Genomic DNA, 22,181 nt, shown 5'->3' on the forward strand with positions numbered 1-22,181 from the left:
CCCGTCTCGGTGGGTTTTTCGACCCGCGCGCCCCCGCGGGGGGGGTGGGGCCCGCTGTCCCCGTCCCCGGGTCCGGGGCCCCGACGGCGTTCCGGAGCGGTCGCGGGCGGCTGGACCGCGGGCGGGGGCGTCGGGCGGGGCCATCAGGGCGCCGGGCTCTCCGCGCCCTCGACGTCGGCGAGCAGCTTGCGCAGGAGCCCGTCCAGGGTGGCCCGTTCCTCCCCCGAGAGGGCGGAGAGCAGCGCGGTCTCGTTGGCCGCGTGGTCAGTGAAGGCGGCGTCCACGAGGGCGCGTCCGGCCGCGGTGAGGGCGATGCGGACGCTGCGCCGGTCCGCCGGGTCGGTGCTGCGTTCCACCAGGCCCGCCGATTCCAGCCGGTCGATCCGGCTGGTCATGCCGGCCCGCGACATCAGCAGCAGCGCGGCGAGTTCGGAGGGCATCAGTTCGTACGGCGCGCCGGAGCGGCGCAGGGCGGCGAGAACGTCGAACTCGCCGCGCTGGAGGCCGTGTTGCTTGAACACCTCTTCGACGACCCGGCCCGCGAGCAGCGCGAAGCGGCCGAGGCGGCCGACGGTACCGACCGCCGCCAGGTCAAGGTCCGGGCGCTCCCGGCTCCACTGGTCGAGCATGACGTCCACGTGATCCATAGGGCCATATTATTCGACGGGAGATAGTTAGACGCAGTACTATCAGCCAGGGAACTATCGGAACGCTCGCTGTGGGGAGAGGCCAATGACGTTGATCGGACCGGAAGCCGTGGTGGTGCGGGGCGACGAAGCCGAGACCGTCGGAATGCTCGGCGGCAAGGGGCGGCTGCTGGCGGACTCCAGCGCCACCGGCGGCGCCCTGAGCACCCTGCGCGTCACACTGGGGCGCGGCAAGGACGGCGCCACTCCGCACTACCACGGGGGTTCCTCGGAGCTGTTCTTCGTCGTCGACGGCTCGGCCCAGGTGCTGGCCGGGAACGAGGTGGTCACCGCCCGGAGCGGCGACCTCGTGGTGGTGCCGCCCCATCTGCCGCATGCCTTCGCGGCGGCGCCGGACTCCGGGGCGGACCTGCTGATCGTGATCACCCCCGGGGTGGAACGCTTCGACTACTTCCGCCTGCTGGAGCGGATCCGCGCCGGCGAGGCGACGATCGAGGAACTGCTCGCCAAGCAGAACCTCTTCGACAACCACTTCCTGGAGTCGCCGAGTTGGCGCGACGCCCGGGAGGAAGCCACCCGGTCCGAGCCGTAGACCGCCCGGCACCGAGCTCGGCCCGACACCAGGGAAGGAACCCCGTGACCGACACCCGCACCATCACCAACCCGCCCGGCCTGCACGACCCGACGCCGTTCGGCTACAGCCACGCCGCCTCCGCGCCCGGCGAACCGGTGTTCATCGGCGGTCAGTACGCCTCCGACGCCAGCGGTCAGGTCGTGCCCGGCGACTTCGCCGCCCAGGTGGAGCTCGCCCTCGCCAACCTGCGCACCGCGCTCGCCGGGGTCGGACTCGGCTTCGAGCACGTGGTCCGGCTCGGCTCGTACATCGTCGACCACGACCCGGAGAAGCTGGCCGTCCTCGGCAAGGCCCTGGCCGGGGCCTGGGGCGACCGGCTGCCCGCGCAGACGCTCAGCGGGGTCGCCTCGCTCGCCCTGCCGGGGATGCTCTTCGAGATCGATGCGGTCGCCGTCCGGCCGACGGCGGGGGCAGCGGGCTGACCCACCCGCGCGCAGGGGTCCCACCGATCGGTGGGACCCCTCGCCGTACCGCCGCCGTTCGAGCCGGCGCGGACCGCTCACGTCCCATAGATGTCACTCTCCGCAGCCACCCCGGGGAACAGGGCTGAGACATGATCAGGCAACGGAATTCCCCCCAGCTGACAGTCGGCCTGGATTCCTCGCCGCAGGCAGGGCGCCGACCTGCGCCCGCAGGAAAATCGATCTGCTGATTTCTCGATGGAATTCGATAAACCTCAGGACGAGCACGACCCAGCTCCCCGGGATTTTCTCCCGCAAAGCCCCTCCGCCGCCGCCCCGGCTCGCGGCCCCAGCGGACCGCCGACCAGGCCGCCCGCTTCCTGCGCTACGCCCACGGGGCCGACCCCCTCATCGCCAACTTCACCGAGCTGCTCATCGGCTCCGGCATCCGCCGAGGGGAGGCCCTCGCCCTCCACGAGGACGACGCCTACCTCGACAAGCGCTTCATGTCCATCCGCTGGACCCTCGCCGCCGTCGCCAACAACCAGCTCGCCTTCACCGCCCCCAAGACCCGCTCCAGCCGCAAGTGGGTCGCCCCGTCCGACCGCGCCTCCGACGCCATCGCCGACCAGATCACCCCCGCCATCTTCCGCGGCCCCAACCCCTCCCCCCACCTTCCACCGCCACGGCCGGCCACTACGCCCCGGCTACGTCCTCGACCGCTTCCACCGCCTCTGCCGTGACGCCGGGGTCCCCGTCATCCGCCTCCACGACCTGCCCCACCTCGCCTGCACCCTCGCCATGGACGAGCACGTCCCGGTCCCCATCGCCTCCAAGACCCTGCGCCACTCCACCCTGTCCACGACCGTCGACATCCACCACTTCCTCAGCGCCCGAGCCGCCCGCGAAGCCGTCGACGCCATCGACCACGCCCTCAACCAGGCCGACAGCGACGCCAGATACGGCCGCCACACCACCCCGAGACGTACGACCCGGCCCACCATCCGTCCCACACGCAGGACCCGCCCGACCCGCCGGAATGCCGCGCCGACGAAATGGCGGGACCACACCGCGACCACCAGCCGACGGAACATCAAAAAGGCCGCTTCCACCTTTCGGTGAAAGCGGCCTACGACCTGCGAAAACGCTGGTCGGGACGACAGGATTTGAACCTGCGACCCCTTGACCCCCAGTCAATGGGTTCAACTATTGTCGGCAGCCGACGCCTTGAGGCCTCGGCTTTTTTGTTGCCCAACTATGCTTAGAACAAGGAACGTTGAAACTCGTGGCGGAGATCCATGGTCGGCAGGACTCGATCCCGCTCGATGCTCAGTCGGGTGCAAGTTCGTACATAGATGCCCGTTATCGTCCACGGGCGCTCACGGGCGCTCAACAGGCGCGGTCCCGAACTGGTCCCCAAATGGTCCCCAGGCCCCCGGACCGGCCTTGGTCACCGCGAGTAACAGCAATCTGTCGGCCCTTCAGAAGAGCCCGCTCGCAGGCAGCCGTGACCCATGATGCGTTGCCACTGACCAGCCTGGGCGCCCCGGGCGGATCAAGGTCGACTACCCGCCGGATACGGATGGTGATCTCCCGAGCGGTGTGTCGTCTTGAGCGTGTCCTCGCCGGCTGGTTCTGACGTGCCTCGCGCACCGCCCCGCACACTCTGCCGCCACGCCCGGCCGAACGGCAAGCCTTGGACCAGGGTCACCGCGTTCAAAAAGGAGAAGCACATGGGACAGCGGGCGCAGCGGGGCAGGGCGTACCAACGGTGCGGGTGCAAGGACGAGGGCGGGCGGCAGTTGGGTGCGTGGTGTGTCCGGTTGTTGGAGGAGGCCGGGCACGGGTCGTGGACGTACTGCGTCGATCTGGCGCCGGAGGACGGCCAACGTCATACAGAGACAGCCTCTTCTTGGCCTGCCAGCAACCGAAGCGCACAATTAGTCGCCCCCCGGTTCACGCCCTCCGAACAGGGATCCCTCCCCTTCTGCTGAAAGCTCCGGCTCGAGCCGATCTCAAGTAGCCAGCGCCTGATCAAGCCGCGGAGCTTGACGACGGACCATCCGCGAGATCTCCCGGGCTGCGGGTGATCGCCCGGGCTACCGCATCCGGAGGCAGGAAGGAGCTCGGGCGGCCGTTCCAGCTAATGATTAGTTCGTCCCGCGCCCGAGTGGCGGCGACGAAGACCAACGACCGGGCGCGCTGGAGTTCACTCTGGTAGCGCTTCGGGTCCACATGTCGGTACTGCTCGACCCGCTGGTCAGGGAACAGACCAGCTGCTACACCGGCAAGGAAAACTCGCTGGAACTCCAGCCCCTTGAAGCGGAACATCGTCCCGATCCGCACGCCTTCGCGGCCCTTCGGGCCGTCAGGGCCGATCTCGGTCGCGGGGATTCCGGAGCGGCTCAGGGTAGTGGCGAGCTGGGTCACGGAGTCCCGGTCAGGCACGCTCACCGCCATAGCCTCCCAGGGGGTGCCGTGCTGCTCGAATCGATCCCGGAGCAGCTCGGCGATCGTTCGCTGCTCGCTTACCCAATCCGGTGAGCGGTAGTACTGGGGGCCCAGACCCGAGAGCACCGAGCGGTAACCGTCGAGGCTGTCTTTTCCCTCGTCGAGATCGTCGAACTGCTCGCCCTCGATGAGGCCCCTTGCACTGCCGAGGATTTGACGGCTGGTCCGGTAGTTGAGCGTCAGGCGCCTCGAACTGCGCCCCTTGGTCAGGATGCCGTACCGTCCGAGGACGACGCGATGAGCGTAGATCCTCTGATGGGCGTCCCCCACCAGGAAGATGTCGTTCGCCAGCGGCGCGACCATCGCACGCAGCATCCGCCAGTGCGAGGCAGACAGGTCCTGAGCCTCATCGACCACGATGTGGCGGTAACGGGGCTTGAGCCACATCCCACTACTGGCCTCACGGTGGATCAGGTCCACGCCTCCGTGCTCATCCTTGTAGTGCGCCTGCTCCTCAACTCGCGCCATGCGGTGGTGTTCGATGTCCGCGGCCTGACTCGCGAGCTGAGCCCAGGTGACCTGTCCGACTCGTACGAGGCGCTCGGTGAGCGCCTCGACGAGGTTCCAGATCCGGATCCGTTGGGGTCGCTGGAGCTGTCCGCCACGCCCGTCTCGGTCGGCGCGCAGATAGGCCCGCAGGTTGCCCAAGCCCTGGGCAAGGATCACGTGCTTCCACTCGGCGTCCAGGAACTCGGGGTCGAACTCATCCTCCCCAGCCTCAATCCGGACAGCGAACCAGTGGTCGCGGACGGCGTTGTCATCGATCGGCCTGCCGATGCGAGCATGCGGGTCCTGAACCACAACCTCCCTCGCCAGCTGATCCACGGACTTGATGTCCACTCGAGCGAGCAACTCGCGCCCGCCAAGGCTGTCCAGACGCTGCTTAAGGTCGGCCGCGAGGTTCGGGTTGAACGTAGTCAACAGCACGGGCTTGGTGTGTCCGGGCGGTAGCTTGCTGACCAGGTGGCGGACACGATGCAGTGCCACCACCGTCTTGCCTGTGCCGGGACCGCCGGTGACTTTCGCCGAACCCTTGAAATCCGTGGTCGCGAGGCGCTGCTGCTCAGGGTGCAGGAAGAGCCGCCATGCCTCAAAACCCTCGCCCAGCGCCGCCAGAACAGCAGGATCTTCCGTACTGACCTGGGACACCGGCCGCCGGGCGGCTCGGGCCCAGTCCGCGGGGTCCACCGCCTCCGGTGCTTCCCAGAGTCTGGTGACCTGCTCACGTACCTGCTCCGGATCCTTGCCGTCGTAGAGGTAGAGCAGGACCTCCTTAGACAGTTGGGGGATGTTCTGCTCGACCAGGGCGAGGAGTTGGTCCTCATTGGTGAGCCGTCGAACCGACGGGAGTAGACTGGCGATCAGTCCGAGCCTGATCAGCGTCTCGTCATCGTGCTTTGCGAACAGGGGTACCGGGAGACGGAGCGGCACCTGGCCTTCGATCGATGCCAAGGATGACAACGTCACTGCCCCGGACCTCGCAGGCGCATCCTGGGGCACCTGCGAGGCCTCGTCCGATGCCTTCGAGGAGTGCTCGGCCAGGATGACGACGTTGGCCGTGACCTGGGTGGGATCAATGAGTTCGATCCCACCCGAAACCTGGTTGACCTCGACCTGGATGCCCTTCAGCACCTCGTACACCTGAGGTCCATACCGAATAGCGAGAACAGCGAAGTGGGTGCCTTCGGTCTCAAGCAGGAGGGCCATGAGCTGCTCGTCCACCACTGCGGTGTACAGCGTGCCGTTGCTGCCGACCCTCCGCAGCGGCCTCAGCAGCAGAGAGCGATTGGTCCGGTCCTCCCGGACTCGACGGACGAAGTCGAGTACCGCGTTTCTGGCGCCCCGCCCGAGCCGCCGCATGTCCGCATCTGCCTGTGGGGAGACCTGGACATCGGTCTTACTGCTCAACGTGCGGCTCCTTCAGGCTTCGTCAAGAGGTTGTGCGGGACGGCGCTGGTGCGGCACCGCGAGCAGGATTCAGGACGGGACGGAGTCCGTCCGGGGCGGACTGCTGTTCTTGATTCTCTCAGCGAGTTCCGTTACGGACCATCCCCCTGGGGCACGAACCTCCCAACCGGCGTGACGGCAGCGCCTCATGAAATCCTCGTCCGCTGCGTCCTCCTCCGGGACCACACCAACACGCGACTCGGGCCAGGCCAGTTCGATCGGCACGCCCTTGATGTCGATCGCGTCGTACCCCGCGTGTCCGGCCGGGACGTCTCCACGCTCGCAGAGCTGACGCGCCAACTCCTCCAGGGCGGTTTCGCCGACGCGCGCGAGCCCGTCGAGAACGGTCTTCCAGGCGGCGACGCCCGCGGCCTGCGTCGTCACAGGGCTCTCGGCCGGAGCTGCGGCCGGATCAGCCGCTGGGAGCTCCAGGTCCGACGGGATGACAAGTCCCGTGCCCGGCGCCGCCTCGCGCACAGCGCCGAGCACGCCGGTGCCCACTTCGTCAGCCGCGGCGAGGAGACGGACGTCGAAGCCGTCAAGAGCGGTCCGCGCTAGGAGCAGACCGTCGACTCGCCCGAGGCCGTACGGGTTGAGGAACTGGATCAAGTTGCCCCAGCATAGCCACGCCTTCCAGCGCCGGCGGTGCAGGTCGTTGTCCCCGGCCAGCGCGTCAGCTCGGTCGTCGAGAACGGCGAGGGCAGTCAACTGGGCCGGTCCCCCGGTCGGGTCGGCGATCAGCGTGATGGGCAGTCCGGAGTTGTCGCGAGCGGCGAAGAGACGGATGTCCCCACCCGTTGTCAGGGGTGGCTGCCGGTCGCTGAGTACCGCGCCGACCAGACCAGGAAGCTCGGAACGAGCGGCCTGGATCCGCTTGTCGGGCGGGGTAGTCAGAACAAGACCGGACAGCACCGCCTTGGCGATCCGTTGCCAGTGCTGCGGATCAGGATTTCGCAGGAAGTCGAGCAGGCTCGGGATCGCTCCGGCGAAGGCTACGGAGTCCAGGTCCTCAGGACGATGGCCTTGCTGCTGCCACTGGGCACGCACGCGCGCCCCAGCGCCTCCGACGATGTCGTACGGCGGCCAGGCCTTCTCCGCAGCGGGTCCGGCGAGGGTGGCCGCAAGCGGATCCGGCCGCGGTTCCGCGTCGGGGTCCGCGGCCTGGACGCCCTCGTCCGTTTTGAGTTGCTTGTCCCAGGCGACAACGTCATCCCAGGTGATCTGCCAGACGAGCGTACCGTCGGCCCGCACGCGAGCCCGCCTGGCGGCGTCGCCCGCTATCCGGTTGGTGCGCTCGCTGGCGTGCCAGCGGTAGCCATCGAGATAGACCGCCACAGCCGGAGTCTCACCGTCTCCGGAGCCGGCCCGGGGGCGGAACAACAGATCGGGGCGAGTGCGGTGCTCAGGCAGGTCCTTCTGCGCGACGACCTCCCACGGCACCCGAGCGCCGTCATGGCGCAGCAGGTCGAACTGCTTTCCCAGCCGGCCGGTCGGGGTTTCCTCGTGCAGAACCTCGCTCGCCTTGACGGCCGTACTCTCCAGCCAGCGGTCCAGGGTGTGCAGGAATCGACGTTCCAGGTCGCTCTCCGCCTGCTCGGCGAAGCGGGCCGCGGAGCTCGGCTCATGACTGACGGACCAGCCGCTGGAGCCGTCCCGGCCGAGCAGCTCATTGAGCATCCACAGGGCTTCCTGACGATCCACCAGCTTGAAGTCCCGCTGGTCGACATAGCTCAGCAGGCAGAGATGGCAAGCCTTACGGGGCTCTTTCGCGCAGGGGCAGGCATTCAGTGCGGCCTGTGCTTGTGCGAGGACGGCGCGCAGTTCCTCACCCTCACGGTCGACCAAGCGCTGCAGGTAGCCGGTTCCGCCGACCAACGCGTCGTAGAGGACCAAGAAATGCTGGGTCAGGCCGGTCTCCCGGTCGGGGCGGGTGGAGGTCGTGGAGCTGATGTGGGCCGGATCGCCGCCGTAGCTCAGCGCGAGGCCGAGGTGCAGGGCGGCGGAGAACGAGGCGAGCCGCTCCTCGACCTGGAACGTGGCCGCGGGCAGCAGGATGCGCAGTGCCTCGGTGTGGTGTTCGTGAGCCGTGACGACTCGTCGGTCATCCGGGGTCTTCGGGCGTCCGGGGCGGCGGGTGGGACACCAGGGCCGGTGGTGCGCGAGCTCCGGCCGGCCGGCCAGCGACTCGCTGAGCTCCTCCTGCACGGGCCCGTTGCCGGGCTCGCGGTCGGAGGCTCCACCGCAGTCGGGGCAGAGGGTGAAGCCGGTGACATGGACGGCCTGACCTGCGAGGTAGCGGTCGGCGCGGCGGCCGTAACGAGTGGGGCCGAGGTTGAAGCGGCGGATGACGGCCTCGCGGATGTGCTCGACGCCGAAGGTCGCGTGGCTGTGCCGCCAAGAGTCCTTGATCTCGTCCGGGTCGACGTCCACGGCTGCGGCAAACGTGTAGCGGCCGATCTTGCGATTCTCCTGGTCGTCAACGATACGGGCATCGTCACGCTTGTCGCGGGCGGTCACCTTGCGGGGCACGATAACGTCCATCGCGGCGGAACGGCCCCCGATACCCGAGCCGCTGCACCGTGGGCATGCGCTTCTATCCTCGGCGGCGCGCTCCGTACGGACATGCCCGCACTCCGGACAGACTCTCCAGGTCTGCACAGCGTCGGAGCTGCTGTTGTCAGACTTGCTTCGAAGACCGAGGTCGATGCCATCGATCTCGTGCCGGTAGCCGTTGACGTAGTACGAGTTGCCGGGCGCCAGCTCGGCCAGGGCCATCGCAGCCGGACGCTCGTAGGTGCGCAACTCGGAGCGGTAGGTGACCCGGGGCTTCCCGCCATCCGGCATCCCCTGCACTGCCTGCTGCTTTTTTGACGGCTCCTTGCGGGTGAGCACCGCCTCCAGGGCCACAGCGTTGTCGACGAGGCTGTAGTTGGGCAGCAGGCCCTGCTCGACGAGGAATGCCTGGGCACTGGCCTTACCCAGCTCAGTGATGCGCCCCGCGACAGCGCTGGCCTCGCGCTGCAGTCCACGCTTCTCCCGTGCCTGGTCCTCCACTTGGTCGAGAAGAGCCTCCGCTGCGTCATCAATGACTTGTTTGCGTTCGATCAGCTGACGCCGCTGAGCCTCCCACGCCTCCTCGGCGTCGGCGCAGCGCTCGGCCAACTCCTCTGCGGCGTACTTCCGCAGCGCGTCCGCCGCCTCGGGTGACGCTCCCGAGTCGAGGACGCCGTCGAGCGCGGGGAACAGCCCGATGAACGTCTCAACGAGCTCGTGCCGTTCTGTGGCCGCCTTGGCGAAGGCCTTCAGCCAACCGGTGCGGCCGGTCAGTTGCGAGGCCCGTTCCGGCATCGGGAGCAGATCGCCTAGTTGGACGCGCGCGGCCAGGTCGACCAGGTGAGCCGTGTACTGGCGGCGCAGCAGTTCCACTGCGGACAGGAAGCAACCGGGGGGAAGAATCCGACCCGCAATCAACTGCGTGGGGTCGGACAGATGATAGAGCGCACGGGGACTGTTGTCCGCGATGCTGACCAACAGCGCGTTGCCGGTGCTGCGGCCGGCTCGGCCGACCCGCTGGACGTAGTTGGCGGTGCCGGGCGGCAGCGAGGCAAGGATCACCGCCTCCAGGTCGCCGATGTCGATGCCCAACTCAAGAGTCGGCGTGCAGGACAGGACATTGGGGTCGGTGTGTCGCAGGCCCTCGCGGAAACCCCTCTCCACGGCCTCGCGCTCTGCGCGGGTCAGCACACCGGTGTGCTCAGCGGCCACCACGCTGTATGCGCCGCCCTTGCGGTAGAGGGTGCGGTAGTAGTCCTCGCGGTGGTCTCGGGCCGTGCGGCCGGCGGGCGATGCGGGCGAAGGCGCTCCGGCATCAGCCTCCTGCGACTGGCCCAACGAGCCGATGAGGTAGCCACTGCAGCGCTTCAGCGGGCACGGCAGGCCGATCCAGATCTCGATCCGGTCCGGGTGTACCGTCTGGGTCCACCCACACTCAGGGCAGCCCACACCAGCCCTGCCCACCTGAGCATCCGTGAGCAGTCGCACCCGTACATGGCCGGCGGTCAGTCCGTAGACGCCGGCCGCCGCACCAGGGGCGCGAACTGCCTGGCCGCCCTTGGGCCTGTGGGCGGCGATCGCACCGATGCTCTCGTTCGCCAGCGCCGGGATCAGCTCGGCCAGGTAAGTCGCCGCCGCCGTCTGGTCCAGGCCCAGGCACCGGTGCGTCCAGTCTGCATACCAACTGTCCTTGGAGTCGACCCGGTCGAAGTCCGTCGGGCCGGGTCGGGCCCCGAGCACAAGAAAGGCGGGAGCGTTGGCGTTCTTCCCGAAGGCCTGCATGCCTTCAGGGCGGCCCGACCACACCGAGTGGCGATTCCGGCCTTCGCCCTCGATGAACTGGTCCAGCCAGCGGTGGTGGATGCCACCTCCTTCACGCAGGTGCTCGAGCAGTCCCCGGACGAAGCCCTCGAAGTGCCGCAGAGCGTCCTGGTCTCCCGCAGGAATCGGCGAGGCAGTGTCCTTGTCGTCCACATCCTGCGGCAGGAGGTCGAGCAGCTGTCTCTGGTAGATGGCTCGGGCGGTCTCCGCCGCCTTGCGGGCGTCGGTCAGGTGGACCTCCGCGGCAACCGTGCGGGTCAGTTCCAGCGTGCGGCCCTGCCGGGAGTACAGCCCGAACTCCAGCAGCGTGTTGAGCGCCAGCCGCTCACCTACGAGCGACCACGTGGGGTACGGGATACGCTTGTTGCCTCGCAGCAGGGCTCCGACCCGGTCGAGGTCATGCAGGTCCGGCGGAATCACCGAGGCCAGCAAGTGCTCCTGCGGCGCAGCGGCCCGGCGTACCAGCGCAGCGATCAGGTGGTTCAGCGGCACACCGTCTGGATCGCCGGTGTCCAGCTGCAGCGGATCGTCCGGCTGCGCTCCGGTGGCGCGAGGTTGCAGCAGCTGCTCGATGATGAGCGAGCGCAGCGAGAACTTCCAGGCCCGGCTGGCGACGAAGCCCGCGCGCTGCGCGGCGTCCTGGACGGAGTCGTTGAAGATCAGGGTCTTGCGGCGGTCAGTGCTCTCCGGGTCCTTCGGGTCCTTCTTGGGCAACTCGCCGCCGGTGAACAGCTGGGTGACCACGACCGAGGTCAGCGGAGCCACACCGGCACCGAGAAAGCGAATGCCCTGGGCCTGCCCGCAGGCCGGGCACTGGTCATCCTTGGCGGCCGCGTCGGCTTCTGCGCCCTCGAACTTGACTTTGACGTAGACGCCGCCGCGCGGGGCCGGCAGGGCGGTACCGTCTGTGGCCAGCATCTCGTCAGGGTCCAACTTCGAGAGTTCCGCGCCCGAGGATTCAAGCAGGCGAACAGTGGCCTCGGCGTCGGCTGCTCGACGGCCGCGACGGGCCCGGCTGTCCCTTATCAAACGAGCCTGGTCCGCCGCCTCGGCCGCACTGGCCGCGATCAGCGCACGCACCCGCGCCTTGTTGGTGCCACCTGCCGCGCTACGGCGGTAGATCTCGTCCGAAGCCGTGACCAGTGCCCCGGGATTGCGCTCGGGCGAGATCGCGGACCAGCCGGACCGCCCGCAGTGGCGGCAGTAGATCGCAGGCAGACGCGCGCCTCCCGGGCCCCGCGAGGCAGCAGCCCCGCGGCCGATGGCGGCCGATGCCCTGGCCGTCGGCGTGGCCCGGTCCGCGTCGCTCCAGGCGAAGTCGGGAACGGTCGAGACCGTACGGAGCACACGGGACAGCGCTCGTACCCACAGATGGGTCTCCACCTGCAGCAATGGCCGCTTTTCATGCTCTGGAGCGTCCGGGTCCCGAGCAACCGAGATCAGCGCGATGAACCGCGCCAAGGCTGTCGCTGCAACTTCGGGAGACTGCTCGGCGGCGTTGCGCCAGAGGGACGTGGAATCGAATGCCGCCAGCACCTGGGGCGAGGTCAGAGGGGCGTCAATCTCCCTCCGCAACAGCGCGTGGGTGATCGGGTGGCGAAGGAGCCGGCGGGCAATCTCTTGCTTGTCCGTCAGATCGCAACCGAGAACGGCCACAGCGACGGCGGCCAACCCCTCAGGACTCCTGGACGGGTCGGGCAGGGCGGCAAGCTCCTGGGGACCGGGGAGCGGAAGGGTCAGGTCCTCGGGCTGGAGAAACGCATTCAGGTCACGACGATCCTCGCCGATCACCGAGTCGGCGGGGAAGCGCGTACCGAAGACCTGTGAGGCGACGTGAAGCATGGACCTAGCAGGGTCGGCGCCGGGCGCCGTAGCTGTGCCATCCGCCTGCGGAATCTCCCCGGATTGTGACAACGAAGCACCGAGGGTCGCTGAGGTGGCGACTGGGCAGATCGCGCCCAGCGGCCGACCGTCCTTCGAGGCGCCGACGACGGAGGCGAGGCGGCGCAGCAGCATGGCGACGTCGGTGCCCTGAGCGCCGTCATAGGTATGGAACTCGTCGATGACGATGTAGGCGAGATCCGCGTCCTGCCAAAGCGGGGCGTCCAGCTGACGCTGCAGCAGGATATCCAACATCTTGTAGTTGGTGATCAGGATATCCGGGGGGTTGCGGCGGATCTCCTGACGATTGGTCATCACCCGGCCGTACGGCGATGCCTTGCTGCCGCCACCTGGCTTGTCACCGATGTACAGGCCGGCGGTGACCTCCGACACCCGGTCGTCCGCCAGGAGCTTGCCGATACGGTCGGCCTGGTCACCGGCGAGGGCGTTCATCGGGTAGAGCAGGACGGCCTTGACCCCGGGGCGGCCCGCGAGTCGTGCCCGGCGGCAGTGGTCGAGCACCGGGATGAGGAAGGACTCGGTCTTGCCGGAGCCGGTACCGGTGGTGACCATTGTCGGCTCGGCCGGGCCCGTCTTGGTACTCAACCGCGCGAATGCCTCAGCCTGGTGGGCGTAGGGTCGGAAGCCCGCCGGCCACCAGTCGAGATGTTGCTGCCAACCATCGTTCGCCGCCTTGAACGGCCGACGGATGCGCAGGTACGGACCGCGGAACAGCCCGTCGGCCGGGTCGTTCAAGAACCCTTCCAATGCCTCGCGGGTACGGTCGTCCGCGAGCGCGAAGGTGGTGCCGAGGTACTGGACCAGCGTCTCCTGGAGGGCCTGCGCGGCGAGAGTCGGCCTCATGATGCGGGGGTGCCCTCCTGGGGTGCGGTGTCCGTGCTGGTGTCGTCACTGCCGACGGTACCGGGCGCCTGCGACATCCCGGGCTCCCAGCCGGCGGCCCGCAAGCGACGGGTGAACTCGGCGTGAGCCGCACGCATTTCCGCCTCGCGGTCGGCACGGCGGAGCGGAGCGCAGTACTCCCAGTTCTCGGTTGGGAGCGGGGCGGGGTGGGTGGGGGCCGCAGGGAGCGTGGCTTCCCGGGGGTAGTCCTCGTGGGAGATGAGCTGCTTCCAAGCGTCCTTGGGTTGGCCGTAGCCGTGGACCTGATGTGCCTTGGTGATGCGGCGTCCGGCCGCGTCGAACCACATGTTCGCCTCGTACTGCTGCATCACGGGGAAGCGTGCGTCGTACATGGCGATCAGTTGGTCAGCGGTGATGCCGAGCCAAACCGCGACGAGGGCGTCGAGCTCGACGAGGGCCGAGCGGCGAGAGCGCTCGGCGCGGAGGGGGGTGACGGCGGTCCAGGTGGGGGTGACACCCATGGCCAGAGGTGGCAGACCCGGCCAGTCGGACGCCCAAGTGTCTTGCCTCCAGGCCTCGTCATATAGCTCGGCCCAGAGGGGAGCGTACGCGTTGGTCTGGCAATTGAGACGCAGGGTACGGAGGAGGAGAGCCGAGGCGAGGGGATGGCCCTTGGAGGGAGCCGGCATGCTTCGCGCGTCCGTAACGTCCATGCGTCGATTGGCGGCACGGAGGAGGTAGTCCAGCGGAAGCGCCGCAAAAAATCCCGCAACGAGCACGGTTTCCGCCTTAGTAGGCAGAGCCGAGCTCCGAGCAGTGTGCACATGAGCCACTCCTACTGGGATTAGGCTCGCAAAGAGACTTCGCTCCGTATCCGACGGGATCATCTCACGCCAAATAACACGCCAAAACTTGGAATACGAGCGCGTTGCCCAGTCCATGAGGACCTGTTCGATTACAGACTCCCGATCCACGCCTTCGGCGCTACTCTCGTCCGCAATATTCCCAGCAACCTCGAGCACCGCCTTGTCGTCACGCATCTTCTCCAATAGCTCGCCATCAAGCCAAGAAGTCTGACGTAGCCCGGCCGCATACTTCGCCGAATCCTGCGTGGGGCGATAATTGGTGCGTGGTATAGCATCTTGCGCGAGGCTGACGGAATCCCATGACTCCACCTGCTGAGCAGTCGTTGCACCATTCACTGGCTGCTTCGCGAACGGCGTAGCAACGCCGAAGAACGGTGCTTGCAGAATCACCTGCCCGAGGCTGCCAGCAGGGCCAGAGTCCCAGCTGAAATGCCCTGCCGCACGGTCATCCTTCTCGTGGAATCCTCGAGTAATGAGTGGCTTCATTGCACCTAGCCGATGGGGCCACCGCGCCAGGGCAGCGATTGCGTCCTGCTCGGCGGCAGTGATCGGAAAGAGCAGCTTTACTTCTTCGAGTGGCAGAGATTTCTCCTCCCCTGCCAGATCTCGCCAGTCCGCAAGGATCGCCCGATCCACAATGGTGATCCGGGCACGGTGCGGCCGCAGATCCCAGGTGCCGTTGTGCTTGATTCCTGGCACGTCGCCAGCACCATCATGGGAGATGGATTTTCCGAGAACAAGCGGATGAAACAACCAGTTGACGTGCTGGAATCGAATTTCACGCTCAACCCCGTAGATATTGAGACTGAAATGCATGGTATGCCCAACCGGCGGCGCAAAGAGGTGCTTCGCATTCACGAAGTCGGCATGCAGCCGCAGATGTCCATACGTGGCTCGCCGCAGCTTGCCGTCCTTGGTCCCTGTCAGATGCGTGGCGGGGTGCAACAAGCCCGAGATCCCACGTTCCCCGACGCACCTCCAAGACAACAACATGAACGCCCGATAGAGATCCGGCTGCGTACCCACAAGCTCCGGGTACATGTCCGCCGAACTCAGAAACTCCCAAACTGCCGCATGGTCGGCCAGCTCTCCCAGGAAAGCCGCCCTCGCTGCCGGCAGTGCGAGAACCTCGTTCTTTCGTTCTTTGTGAGCCTCAGTCGTATACTTTTCCTCCAGCTTGAACCAGGGCTCAAATTCAGCCAGAGCCCCGTCCTGATCCCACTCCGGCTTGACCCACGGCGGATTCCCGACCTGTAGGTCAAACCCTCCATCACTAAAAATGTGTGCGAAATCAAGTTCCCAATGGAAAAACCCGTGCTGTTCCGCGATCCGGCTGGCCGTCCCGCTCCACGGGAACCGCTCCCCCAGGTCGTTCGCCCGGGCCCACACCGTGGCGTCGACCATCGTGGCGTTCAGCTGCTCCTCGAAGTCGTCCAGCTCCGCGAGCGTCCGCGCCTCAACCACATCAAAGAACGTGCCGCCATCACGATCCACGTCCGCAGCACCGACGACAGCCTCAGCGAACTCGATCCAGTCGTCGAGATTCTTCAGCGCGACCTTGCGCCCGCTCTGGCCCTTCTTTCGCAGCGTCAGGTCCTCGCCTTCCGGCCCGACATACAGCTCGTCAGTGCCGTCCAGCTCGCCAACCTTGTCGAGCGGCCAGAACCACAGCGCGCACCAAGCGTCCATTACCTGCTTGAGCCGCCAATACGGTCCCTCGACAGAGTGCAACGCCTCACGTACGGCGTCGCGGTCCACCGCTCGGCCGCCCAGCAGTGACCGCTCAGCCAGCATCTCCTCCGAGGCACCCCAGACGTCGATACTCCGGGCGATCTCCTGCTCAGAGAGCTCCAACCGCTTCACGACGAGCTCCCACAGGTACTCCACCCGCCGCGCCAGCGCCTGAAGCCGACCCGTCTGCGGCTGAACGTACGGCGCGACCGCGCGTTGATCGGCCTTGGCTGCCGCTTTAATGGCTGCCGTTCCCCGCTTAGCTCGGCCGAATTCCGGTGCCGCCAGCGACGTCGCAACGTCAGCTCCGGGACCCGCACCACTGAGCAGCGTGTCCTGTTCCCACATCTCCTGCCCAAGATCAAAGGTGCCCTGCCGGTGCACTCCGATCCGAACCGTGACCTGCTGATGCCCGCTGCCCGAAGCAGCTGCAAGAACAGTCGCGGAACCTCCAGCCGACGCAGTAGCAGCCTTCTTCCGACCCGCCGTCTTCTTCGCCGCCTCGCCCTTCGGCCCCTTGCGGATGCCCTTGCGCCACGCCTTCAGTGCCCTGACGGCCTCCGGCTCCAGCCGGTCAGCCTCACTCTCATCAGTGACGCTCCCCCACCCCATGGCCGGCAGCAGGAACTGGTGCACTGCCCTGCCCGGGATCGGCCCACCCGCCAGCGGATAAGCCGTCGGTCGCTGCGGGTCCTTGGTCTTCAACCAGCCGCCAGCCGACAGCCCCTGGCCGCTGTAGGCCCGGCGCGCCGCGCCGATGAGCGAGTTGCCGCGGTGCAGATGCAACCCGTACCACGGCGCCTTCATCCCCGGGTGCACGGTATTGAGCCACAGCGAGATCTCGGCGAGCTCCACTGCCGTGCGGTTGAGGTCTACGCCGTACGCATTGTGCAGTGCGATGTACGCCTTGACCTTCTGCAGCTCCGCCGGGTAGTCCTCGGCTGGAATGTCCTGTCCGCGTTCCTTCTGCGCCAGCCGCAGGTAGGTGTCTGCGAGTTGATTCACCGCCTCGTTGAGGAACGCACCTGAACCCAGGGCCGGCTCGCAGACACGCCAACGCAGCACCTCCGCCGCTGTAACCGTCGAGTTGGCCGGGTCCGGGTCACCCTCGGGGTGCAGTCGAAAGCGCAGGGCCTGTTCCACAGTCGCCTTGGTCAGCGACTCGGGCGTGTAGTAGGAGGCGCTGGTCTGCCGGTCACGGCCGGCCAGCCGGTACACGTACGAGCCCACCGGGTGAACGCGGGAGACGAGCTCATGCGTCCTGGGGTCCTTGTCCTTGACGAAGACGCTGCCGACCCCGTTCTCCGGGTCAGGGTAGCGGCCCGATTTGGCCTGGGATTCGGTGATGAGCCAGAAGCCGTCCTTGGGGTCACCACTGGGCGCGACCTCGTACAGCGGCTTCTCGGCGATGAATCCCGTGTAGGACATCAACCCCTCGTACACCGCGCCGAGTTGATTGATACTCAGCTTGGCGTACGAGATGAACCCCGCTCGCCGAGACGCGCCTTGCGGCTTGGCGATGGTGAGCAGCCGCAGCACCTTGTGCAGAGTCTTGTTGCGCGGCCGTAGGTCGAGTCGATCCGGCCCTCGCCGCTCTTCCGATCCAGCGTGCGCGGGCGCCTTGAGGACCCGTCCGATCAGCTTTATTGACGCTGGGTCGAAGAGTCTTGAGCGCAGCGCCTCAATGCGGACACCTGGTTGGCCATCGTCCGGCAGAAGCTCGTCAGCTGCGGGCTCGGAGACAGCTCCACGATCACGAGCGGTGTCGGCGACAGGGTGACCTGTGTAGACCTTCTCGAAGAGGAGTTCCAGGGACTCGTGGAAGTGATAGCGCTCACGCGAGTGCGGGTCGATGAGCTGCTCGGCGACAACGAGATCACGCAAGCGTGCGAGGCTGTAGCCGGAGACATACTCCTCACTGTCCATCGGAAGGATCTTCAGCTCGGGCCGGGCTTCGGCGTAGAGCAGGAAGAGGATCCGGTAGAGGTAGCGCAGGGCCTCGGTGGTCAGCAACCGGGGCAGGTCGCCGGGCTCCTTGAGCACATGCGGAAGCCATTCGGCGAGGTCCGCCGGCTCGACTCCCTTGGCGCGGGCCAACGTGAGCACCTCGTTGGCGATCAGTTGCACCGACTCCTGCAGACCGTTGCGCAGATCCGCGGAAACACCGACCGCGTGCTCGTTGGAGGCAGCGATCAGCTTGGCGATCTCGTCCTCGGCGCCATCCGTGCCGGGCCGGAGCGAGGGTGCCCCGAAGAGCGTCGCGATGATGTCGATCTCGCCAGCGGTCGCGCCCTTGGCCTTCTTGCGGGGCAGCGCGATGTCGAGGCTGACAGCGAGATAGCGGCCCTGGCCGAAGACGTTGCAGTCCGCGAGCACGACGACGCTGCCAAAGAGCAACAGGGCATACCTGGGCGCGTTCTCGGCCTGGAAAAGCCAGCGGGCCAGGGCGGTGACCGTGGTGACCTGCTCCCCGGTGGCCACCCTGACGGGCGCGCTCAGCCGATTGGCACCCGAGGGATCCAGAGCCGCGTCGACGTCAGTGGCGAAGCCACCAGTGATGACGACGAGCCCGTCCTCGGCGTGCGCAAGCGGGATCGCGTGCCGACCGGCGGCGCTTTGCATGGTGCGGAATTGCGGGGCAGGGGTGATCCCGAGCGCCAGCATGAGCTGATCGTGCCACTGGTGAAGTGCGCCGCGCCATTCCCCCTCGGGGTCCAGGCCGAAATGGGCAGGAGTCCAAAGGGTCACGGTGGGGGTCGCGTCTTCGGGGGCTGCCTTCAGGATCCGAGCGGCTTCGGCCAGGGCTGCGACCGCGGTCTGGTCGTCGCAGCCGTTGTAGCGCTCGGCTCCGTCGACGAGCTGACCTCGTGCCGCGAGCAGCTTGTCGGAGAGGTCGCGCAGACCCTGACGAGGGGTATGAAGCTTCTGCCGCTCACGCTCAGTCCACTCCTTGAGCAGACCGCTCTTGATCTTTCCAGGCAGGACGTCGTCAAGATAGAAGGCGGAGAGGTACTCGCCCCGGTTGACCAGCGAGTCGTATGTCACGCTTCCTCCTGCTGACCGTGCTGCTTGCCAATGCTCATAGTGGAGTGTCCGCTCATGCCCCGGGCTCCAGGACTGCCAGGACACGCAGCAGCGGTTCACCAGACGTGCGGAGCTTGCGTACGCGCTCCGTCAGCTCGTTGGCAGCCGCGACGACGGTGCCGCGTCGAGTACTGCTCCCACTGGATCCGCTGGTCTCCTCAGCCCAAATGTTGATCTTGTCCTGGAACTTGTCGAGCGGCTCGTCCACCTTGGCATTGCTGACAGCCCTGAGCTCGTCCATGTGCACACGCGCCTTCGCCACGGCGACCGGCACCAGAGCGCGCAGGGCGTTGATGTTGCCGGCAGCCCGGTGGTCATCCATGCCCGGGCCGACTCCGAGCTCGCCGAGAAGCTCACGGGTGAGTTCGCGCACCCGCTGCTCCGACACTGGAAGGCGCAAGCGGTCAACGGCCATCCATGAGACGACGGTCGGACGACCCTCCACGTTCGACCAGACGCCTTGGACGAGGAATACGGGTTCGGACACGGAGGTCTGCAGGACCGGGGCCGTCTGTCGGCCCAGCTGCACGAGGACCTTGTCCACCAGCCAGTCGACCACCGGATGCAGATCGCTGACATAGGAGCTGTCCGGCCAGAGCGAGTCGGTGGACTGCCGCGCGCGCTTGAGCGACTCTGCCGCGTCGGAGGGGCTGAAGGTCAGCCGGACGCGCTTATCGATCTCCTGCTCGCGCCGGTAGCTCGCCGGAAGGGCCGAGAAGCGAACGGACAAGTCTTCAGGTGTATCGAAGCTCAGGTCCGAGGCGCTGTCCCACTCAACTCCAAGCTTGTAGGTCTTCAGATCGTCGATCTCTTCGAGAGCCGCGCGGACGAACTCCCGTGTGGTGTCGAACATCCGCAACTGCACCGCCCGCCGCGGCGCAGGCAGTTCGTCGCCATCCACGGTCTCCGGCTTCGCGGTCTCGTCCGCCGCCTCGGCGATGTAATCGTCCGTGGCGAAGAAGTCCATGCCGAACTCGCCCATGGTGCTCTGGGCGAGCGGCGCCTGTTCCACGTCGTCCGCCACCTCAGGCTTCTGAGGTGCGGGCGCCGTCGCTTCCAAGCTCTGGACAGCCTCCTCCGGCGGACTGGTGAGCAGCTTCCTAGTCAGCCGGTCTTCCTCGACATCCGCATCGTGGTACTGCGTGACCGCTTCGACGGTGCCCAAATCCCGGTGGACGATGCGCTCGCGCTCCAACAACCTCTCGGCGATCGCTGTGTCATCCAGTGCGTCCGGCACACTGGTCTTGAGGATCATCGCCCGGAACTCCGGCGGGGTCGACTGTCCGTAGCGGTCGATGCGGCCATTGCGCTGCTCGATCCGGATCAGGCTCCACGGCAGGTCCCAGTGCAGCAGCAACGAGCATTCTCGGTGCAGGTTGACGCCCTCGGAGGCGCCGTCCCCAGTGAGGAGCAGACGCACCTTGGCGCTGCCCAGCGCGAACTCCTCGACATACTTTGTCTGATCGTCCTCCGGGACACCGCTGTACAGCACCTTCACGGCCTCGGCTGCCGCGTCACGGTCCGTCCACCCGAGCAGTGGTGGGACGACCTCGCCGAGCCACTTCAGAGTCTCGACCCGCTCGGAGAAGACGACGGCGCGCACCTGCTTGCCCTTACCAACTCCCTTTTCCTTCAGGACCGCCACCAGCCCAGCGAGCTTCGCCGGCGCAGCTCCGGTGCCGGGCAGGGCCTCGTGCTCGATCCGCCGTGCCAGCCAGGCCAGCCGGCGCAGCGAGTGCACCTCGGCGCTGACAGCGTCCACCACCGGCTCTGGGCCGGCGGCGTCGGTGACCGAGGGCTTGTCCAGCGGGTGCTTCAGATTGCCGAGCCGCTTACGGACGGTCTCGAACAGGGCACGGTGGGAGGAGAGGAAAGACTTGAGGAGGGTGTAGGGGAAGAGGCGATCATCGCCCCGCAGAGAGATCTTCGGCTCATCGCCGTCCAGGGTCGCCTGCTCGGGCCGTCGCAGCCAGACCTCGGCAAGCTCGGCGAAAACCTGTTCTTCCAGCTCCGTCGCGGAACAGTGAACCGGAAGCGAGCTCCCACGTGGAGCCCAGTGGTCCTTGAGGCTGCGGGCGACCTCCGGATTGGTCTTGGTACGTCGGATGTAGAGGTGCTTGATGTCATCCGCGGAGTATTTGCCGGGGTTTTTGATGGCGGTCGGGTCCAGAAGGTTGACCAACCCGGCGAAGGACCGCATCTTGCCGTTGTGCGGGGTGGCGCTGGCGAAGACCAGCGCGTCGGTCTGAGCAGCCAGGACCTTAGCCAGCTCCCGTCGCCGGTTCGGGTTTTTCCCCTGCGCGCGATCGTCCCCGATGAGGTTGTGCGACTCGTCGATTACCACAGCATCCCAGTGCACCTGCCGCAGCAGCGGGAGGTAGCGGTCGCGGTCCTTCAGGGTGTCCATGGACACGATGACGCGCCTGTAAAAGGTGAAGGGGTTGCGGCCGGCCGGGATGCGGTGCTGAATTCTGGCCAGACCGACACTGTCCAGTCGAACCAGGGGAATGGAGAAGCGGGTCCACAACTCATGCTGGAACTGTTCGAGCACGGGTGGCGGGGTGACGACCAGAATGCGTTCACCACGGCCACGACGGATGAGCTCGCCGAGCAGCAGGCCGATTTCCAGCGTCTTGCCGAGGCCGACCACATCGCCGATCAGCAGGCGGGGACGTACGGGGTTGACCAGGGCCTTCTCTGCAGGGCGAAGCTGGTAATCCATCGCGTCGAGGAGGAAACTGTCGGCGACCGCGAGTCCCCGTTCGGACTGCGGCAATGGGGTCTTGCGCATCACGGCTTCCAGGAAAAGCCTGCTACAGCGAAATTCCGGGGTCAGATCGGGCTCGAGCCGGGTCTCCTCGGGGAGCAACGCCCTGGGAGTGTCCAGAGAGGTCAAGAAGCGGGCTTCCTGACCGCGAACGAGCGGGGAGGAACCGGTCGCCTCGATGAGGTACTCGCCAGGACGGATGAGACGGGAGTTGCGGACCAGCCATTCCTCGTCGCGGACCTCAATCTGAGCGCCGGCTGCCAGACCCAGCCCAACAGCAGTGTCCAGGGCGCCCTCCGCCTGCTGCTCGTCCTCAGCCACGCGGGGTCCGGTCACTGCGTCGGGCATTGGCGCTGGTCCTTCCTGGGTTCGTCGTGTTGGTGCCGGCCTATGTGTCCGGCGGGTTGGCCTTGACAGCAACCCTAAGCCGCCGGCCACACGAGCTCCGACTGGCACGGCAGATCTGGCCAGTCC

General features: G+C 67.1%; 9 protein-coding genes. 4 read left to right on the plus strand and 5 right to left on the minus strand.

Annotated elements, in window-relative coordinates:
- Positions 1 to 143: 143 nt before the first annotated feature.
- On the minus strand, positions 144 to 647 hold the full coding sequence (locus ACFVUH_RS32455; protein WP_387917037.1) for a MarR family winged helix-turn-helix transcriptional regulator: 504 nt from the start codon (positions 645 to 647) through the stop codon (positions 144 to 146).
- Positions 648 to 732: 85 nt separating this feature from the next.
- On the opposite strand from ACFVUH_RS32455, the gene ACFVUH_RS32460 reads away from it, so the two are divergent.
- The 4 genes from ACFVUH_RS32460 to ACFVUH_RS32475 all read left to right on the plus strand — a co-directional run bounded on the left by ACFVUH_RS32460 (position 733) and on the right by ACFVUH_RS32475 (position 2,804).
- Positions 733 to 1,239, plus strand: a complete 507-nt coding sequence (locus ACFVUH_RS32460; protein ID WP_387917039.1) for a cupin domain-containing protein — start codon at positions 733 to 735, stop codon at positions 1,237 to 1,239.
- 44 nt (positions 1,240 to 1,283) lie between these two features.
- On the plus strand, positions 1,284 to 1,703 hold the full coding sequence (locus ACFVUH_RS32465; protein ID WP_387917040.1) for a RidA family protein: 420 nt from the start codon (positions 1,284 to 1,286) through the stop codon (positions 1,701 to 1,703).
- A gap of 485 nt (positions 1,704 to 2,188) precedes the next feature.
- Positions 2,189 to 2,425 carry a hypothetical protein gene (locus tag ACFVUH_RS32470; RefSeq protein WP_387917041.1) on the plus strand — a complete coding sequence of 79 codons (237 nt, stop codon included), beginning with the start codon at positions 2,189 to 2,191 and terminating at the stop codon, positions 2,423 to 2,425.
- Positions 2,426 to 2,483: 58 nt separating this feature from the next.
- Positions 2,484 to 2,804: a hypothetical protein gene (locus tag ACFVUH_RS32475; protein WP_387917043.1), complete on the plus strand. Its 321-nt coding sequence runs from the start codon at positions 2,484 to 2,486 to the stop codon at positions 2,802 to 2,804.
- A gap of 912 nt (positions 2,805 to 3,716) precedes the next feature.
- Here the strand turns inward: ACFVUH_RS32475 and ACFVUH_RS32480 are convergent.
- From ACFVUH_RS32480 to ACFVUH_RS32495, 4 genes are all read right to left on the minus strand, one after another.
- Positions 3,717 to 6,101, minus strand: coding sequence for a UvrD-helicase domain-containing protein (locus ACFVUH_RS32480; RefSeq protein ID WP_387917044.1), 2,385 nt, complete (start codon positions 6,099 to 6,101; stop codon positions 3,717 to 3,719).
- A gap of 69 nt (positions 6,102 to 6,170) precedes the next feature.
- Entirely contained in the window at positions 6,171 to 13,259 is a 7,089-nt protein-coding gene (locus tag ACFVUH_RS32485) for a DEAD/DEAH box helicase (protein WP_387917046.1), read from the minus strand.
- Positions 13,256 to 18,901, minus strand: a complete 5,646-nt coding sequence (locus ACFVUH_RS32490) for an Eco57I restriction-modification methylase domain-containing protein (RefSeq protein ID WP_387917048.1) — start codon at positions 18,899 to 18,901, stop codon at positions 13,256 to 13,258. Before ACFVUH_RS32490 ends, ACFVUH_RS32485 begins: the two co-directional genes overlap by 4 nt.
- Before the next feature lie 52 nt (positions 18,902 to 18,953).
- A complete protein-coding gene (locus ACFVUH_RS32495) occupies positions 18,954 to 22,055 on the minus strand; it encodes a helicase-related protein (protein WP_387917050.1) in 3,102 nt (1,033 codons plus the stop codon).
- Positions 22,056 to 22,181: the final 126 nt, after the last annotated feature.

It is taken from the genome of Kitasatospora sp. NPDC058032 (assembly GCF_042885845.1).
Lineage (GTDB): Bacteria > Actinomycetota > Actinomycetes > Streptomycetales > Streptomycetaceae > Kitasatospora.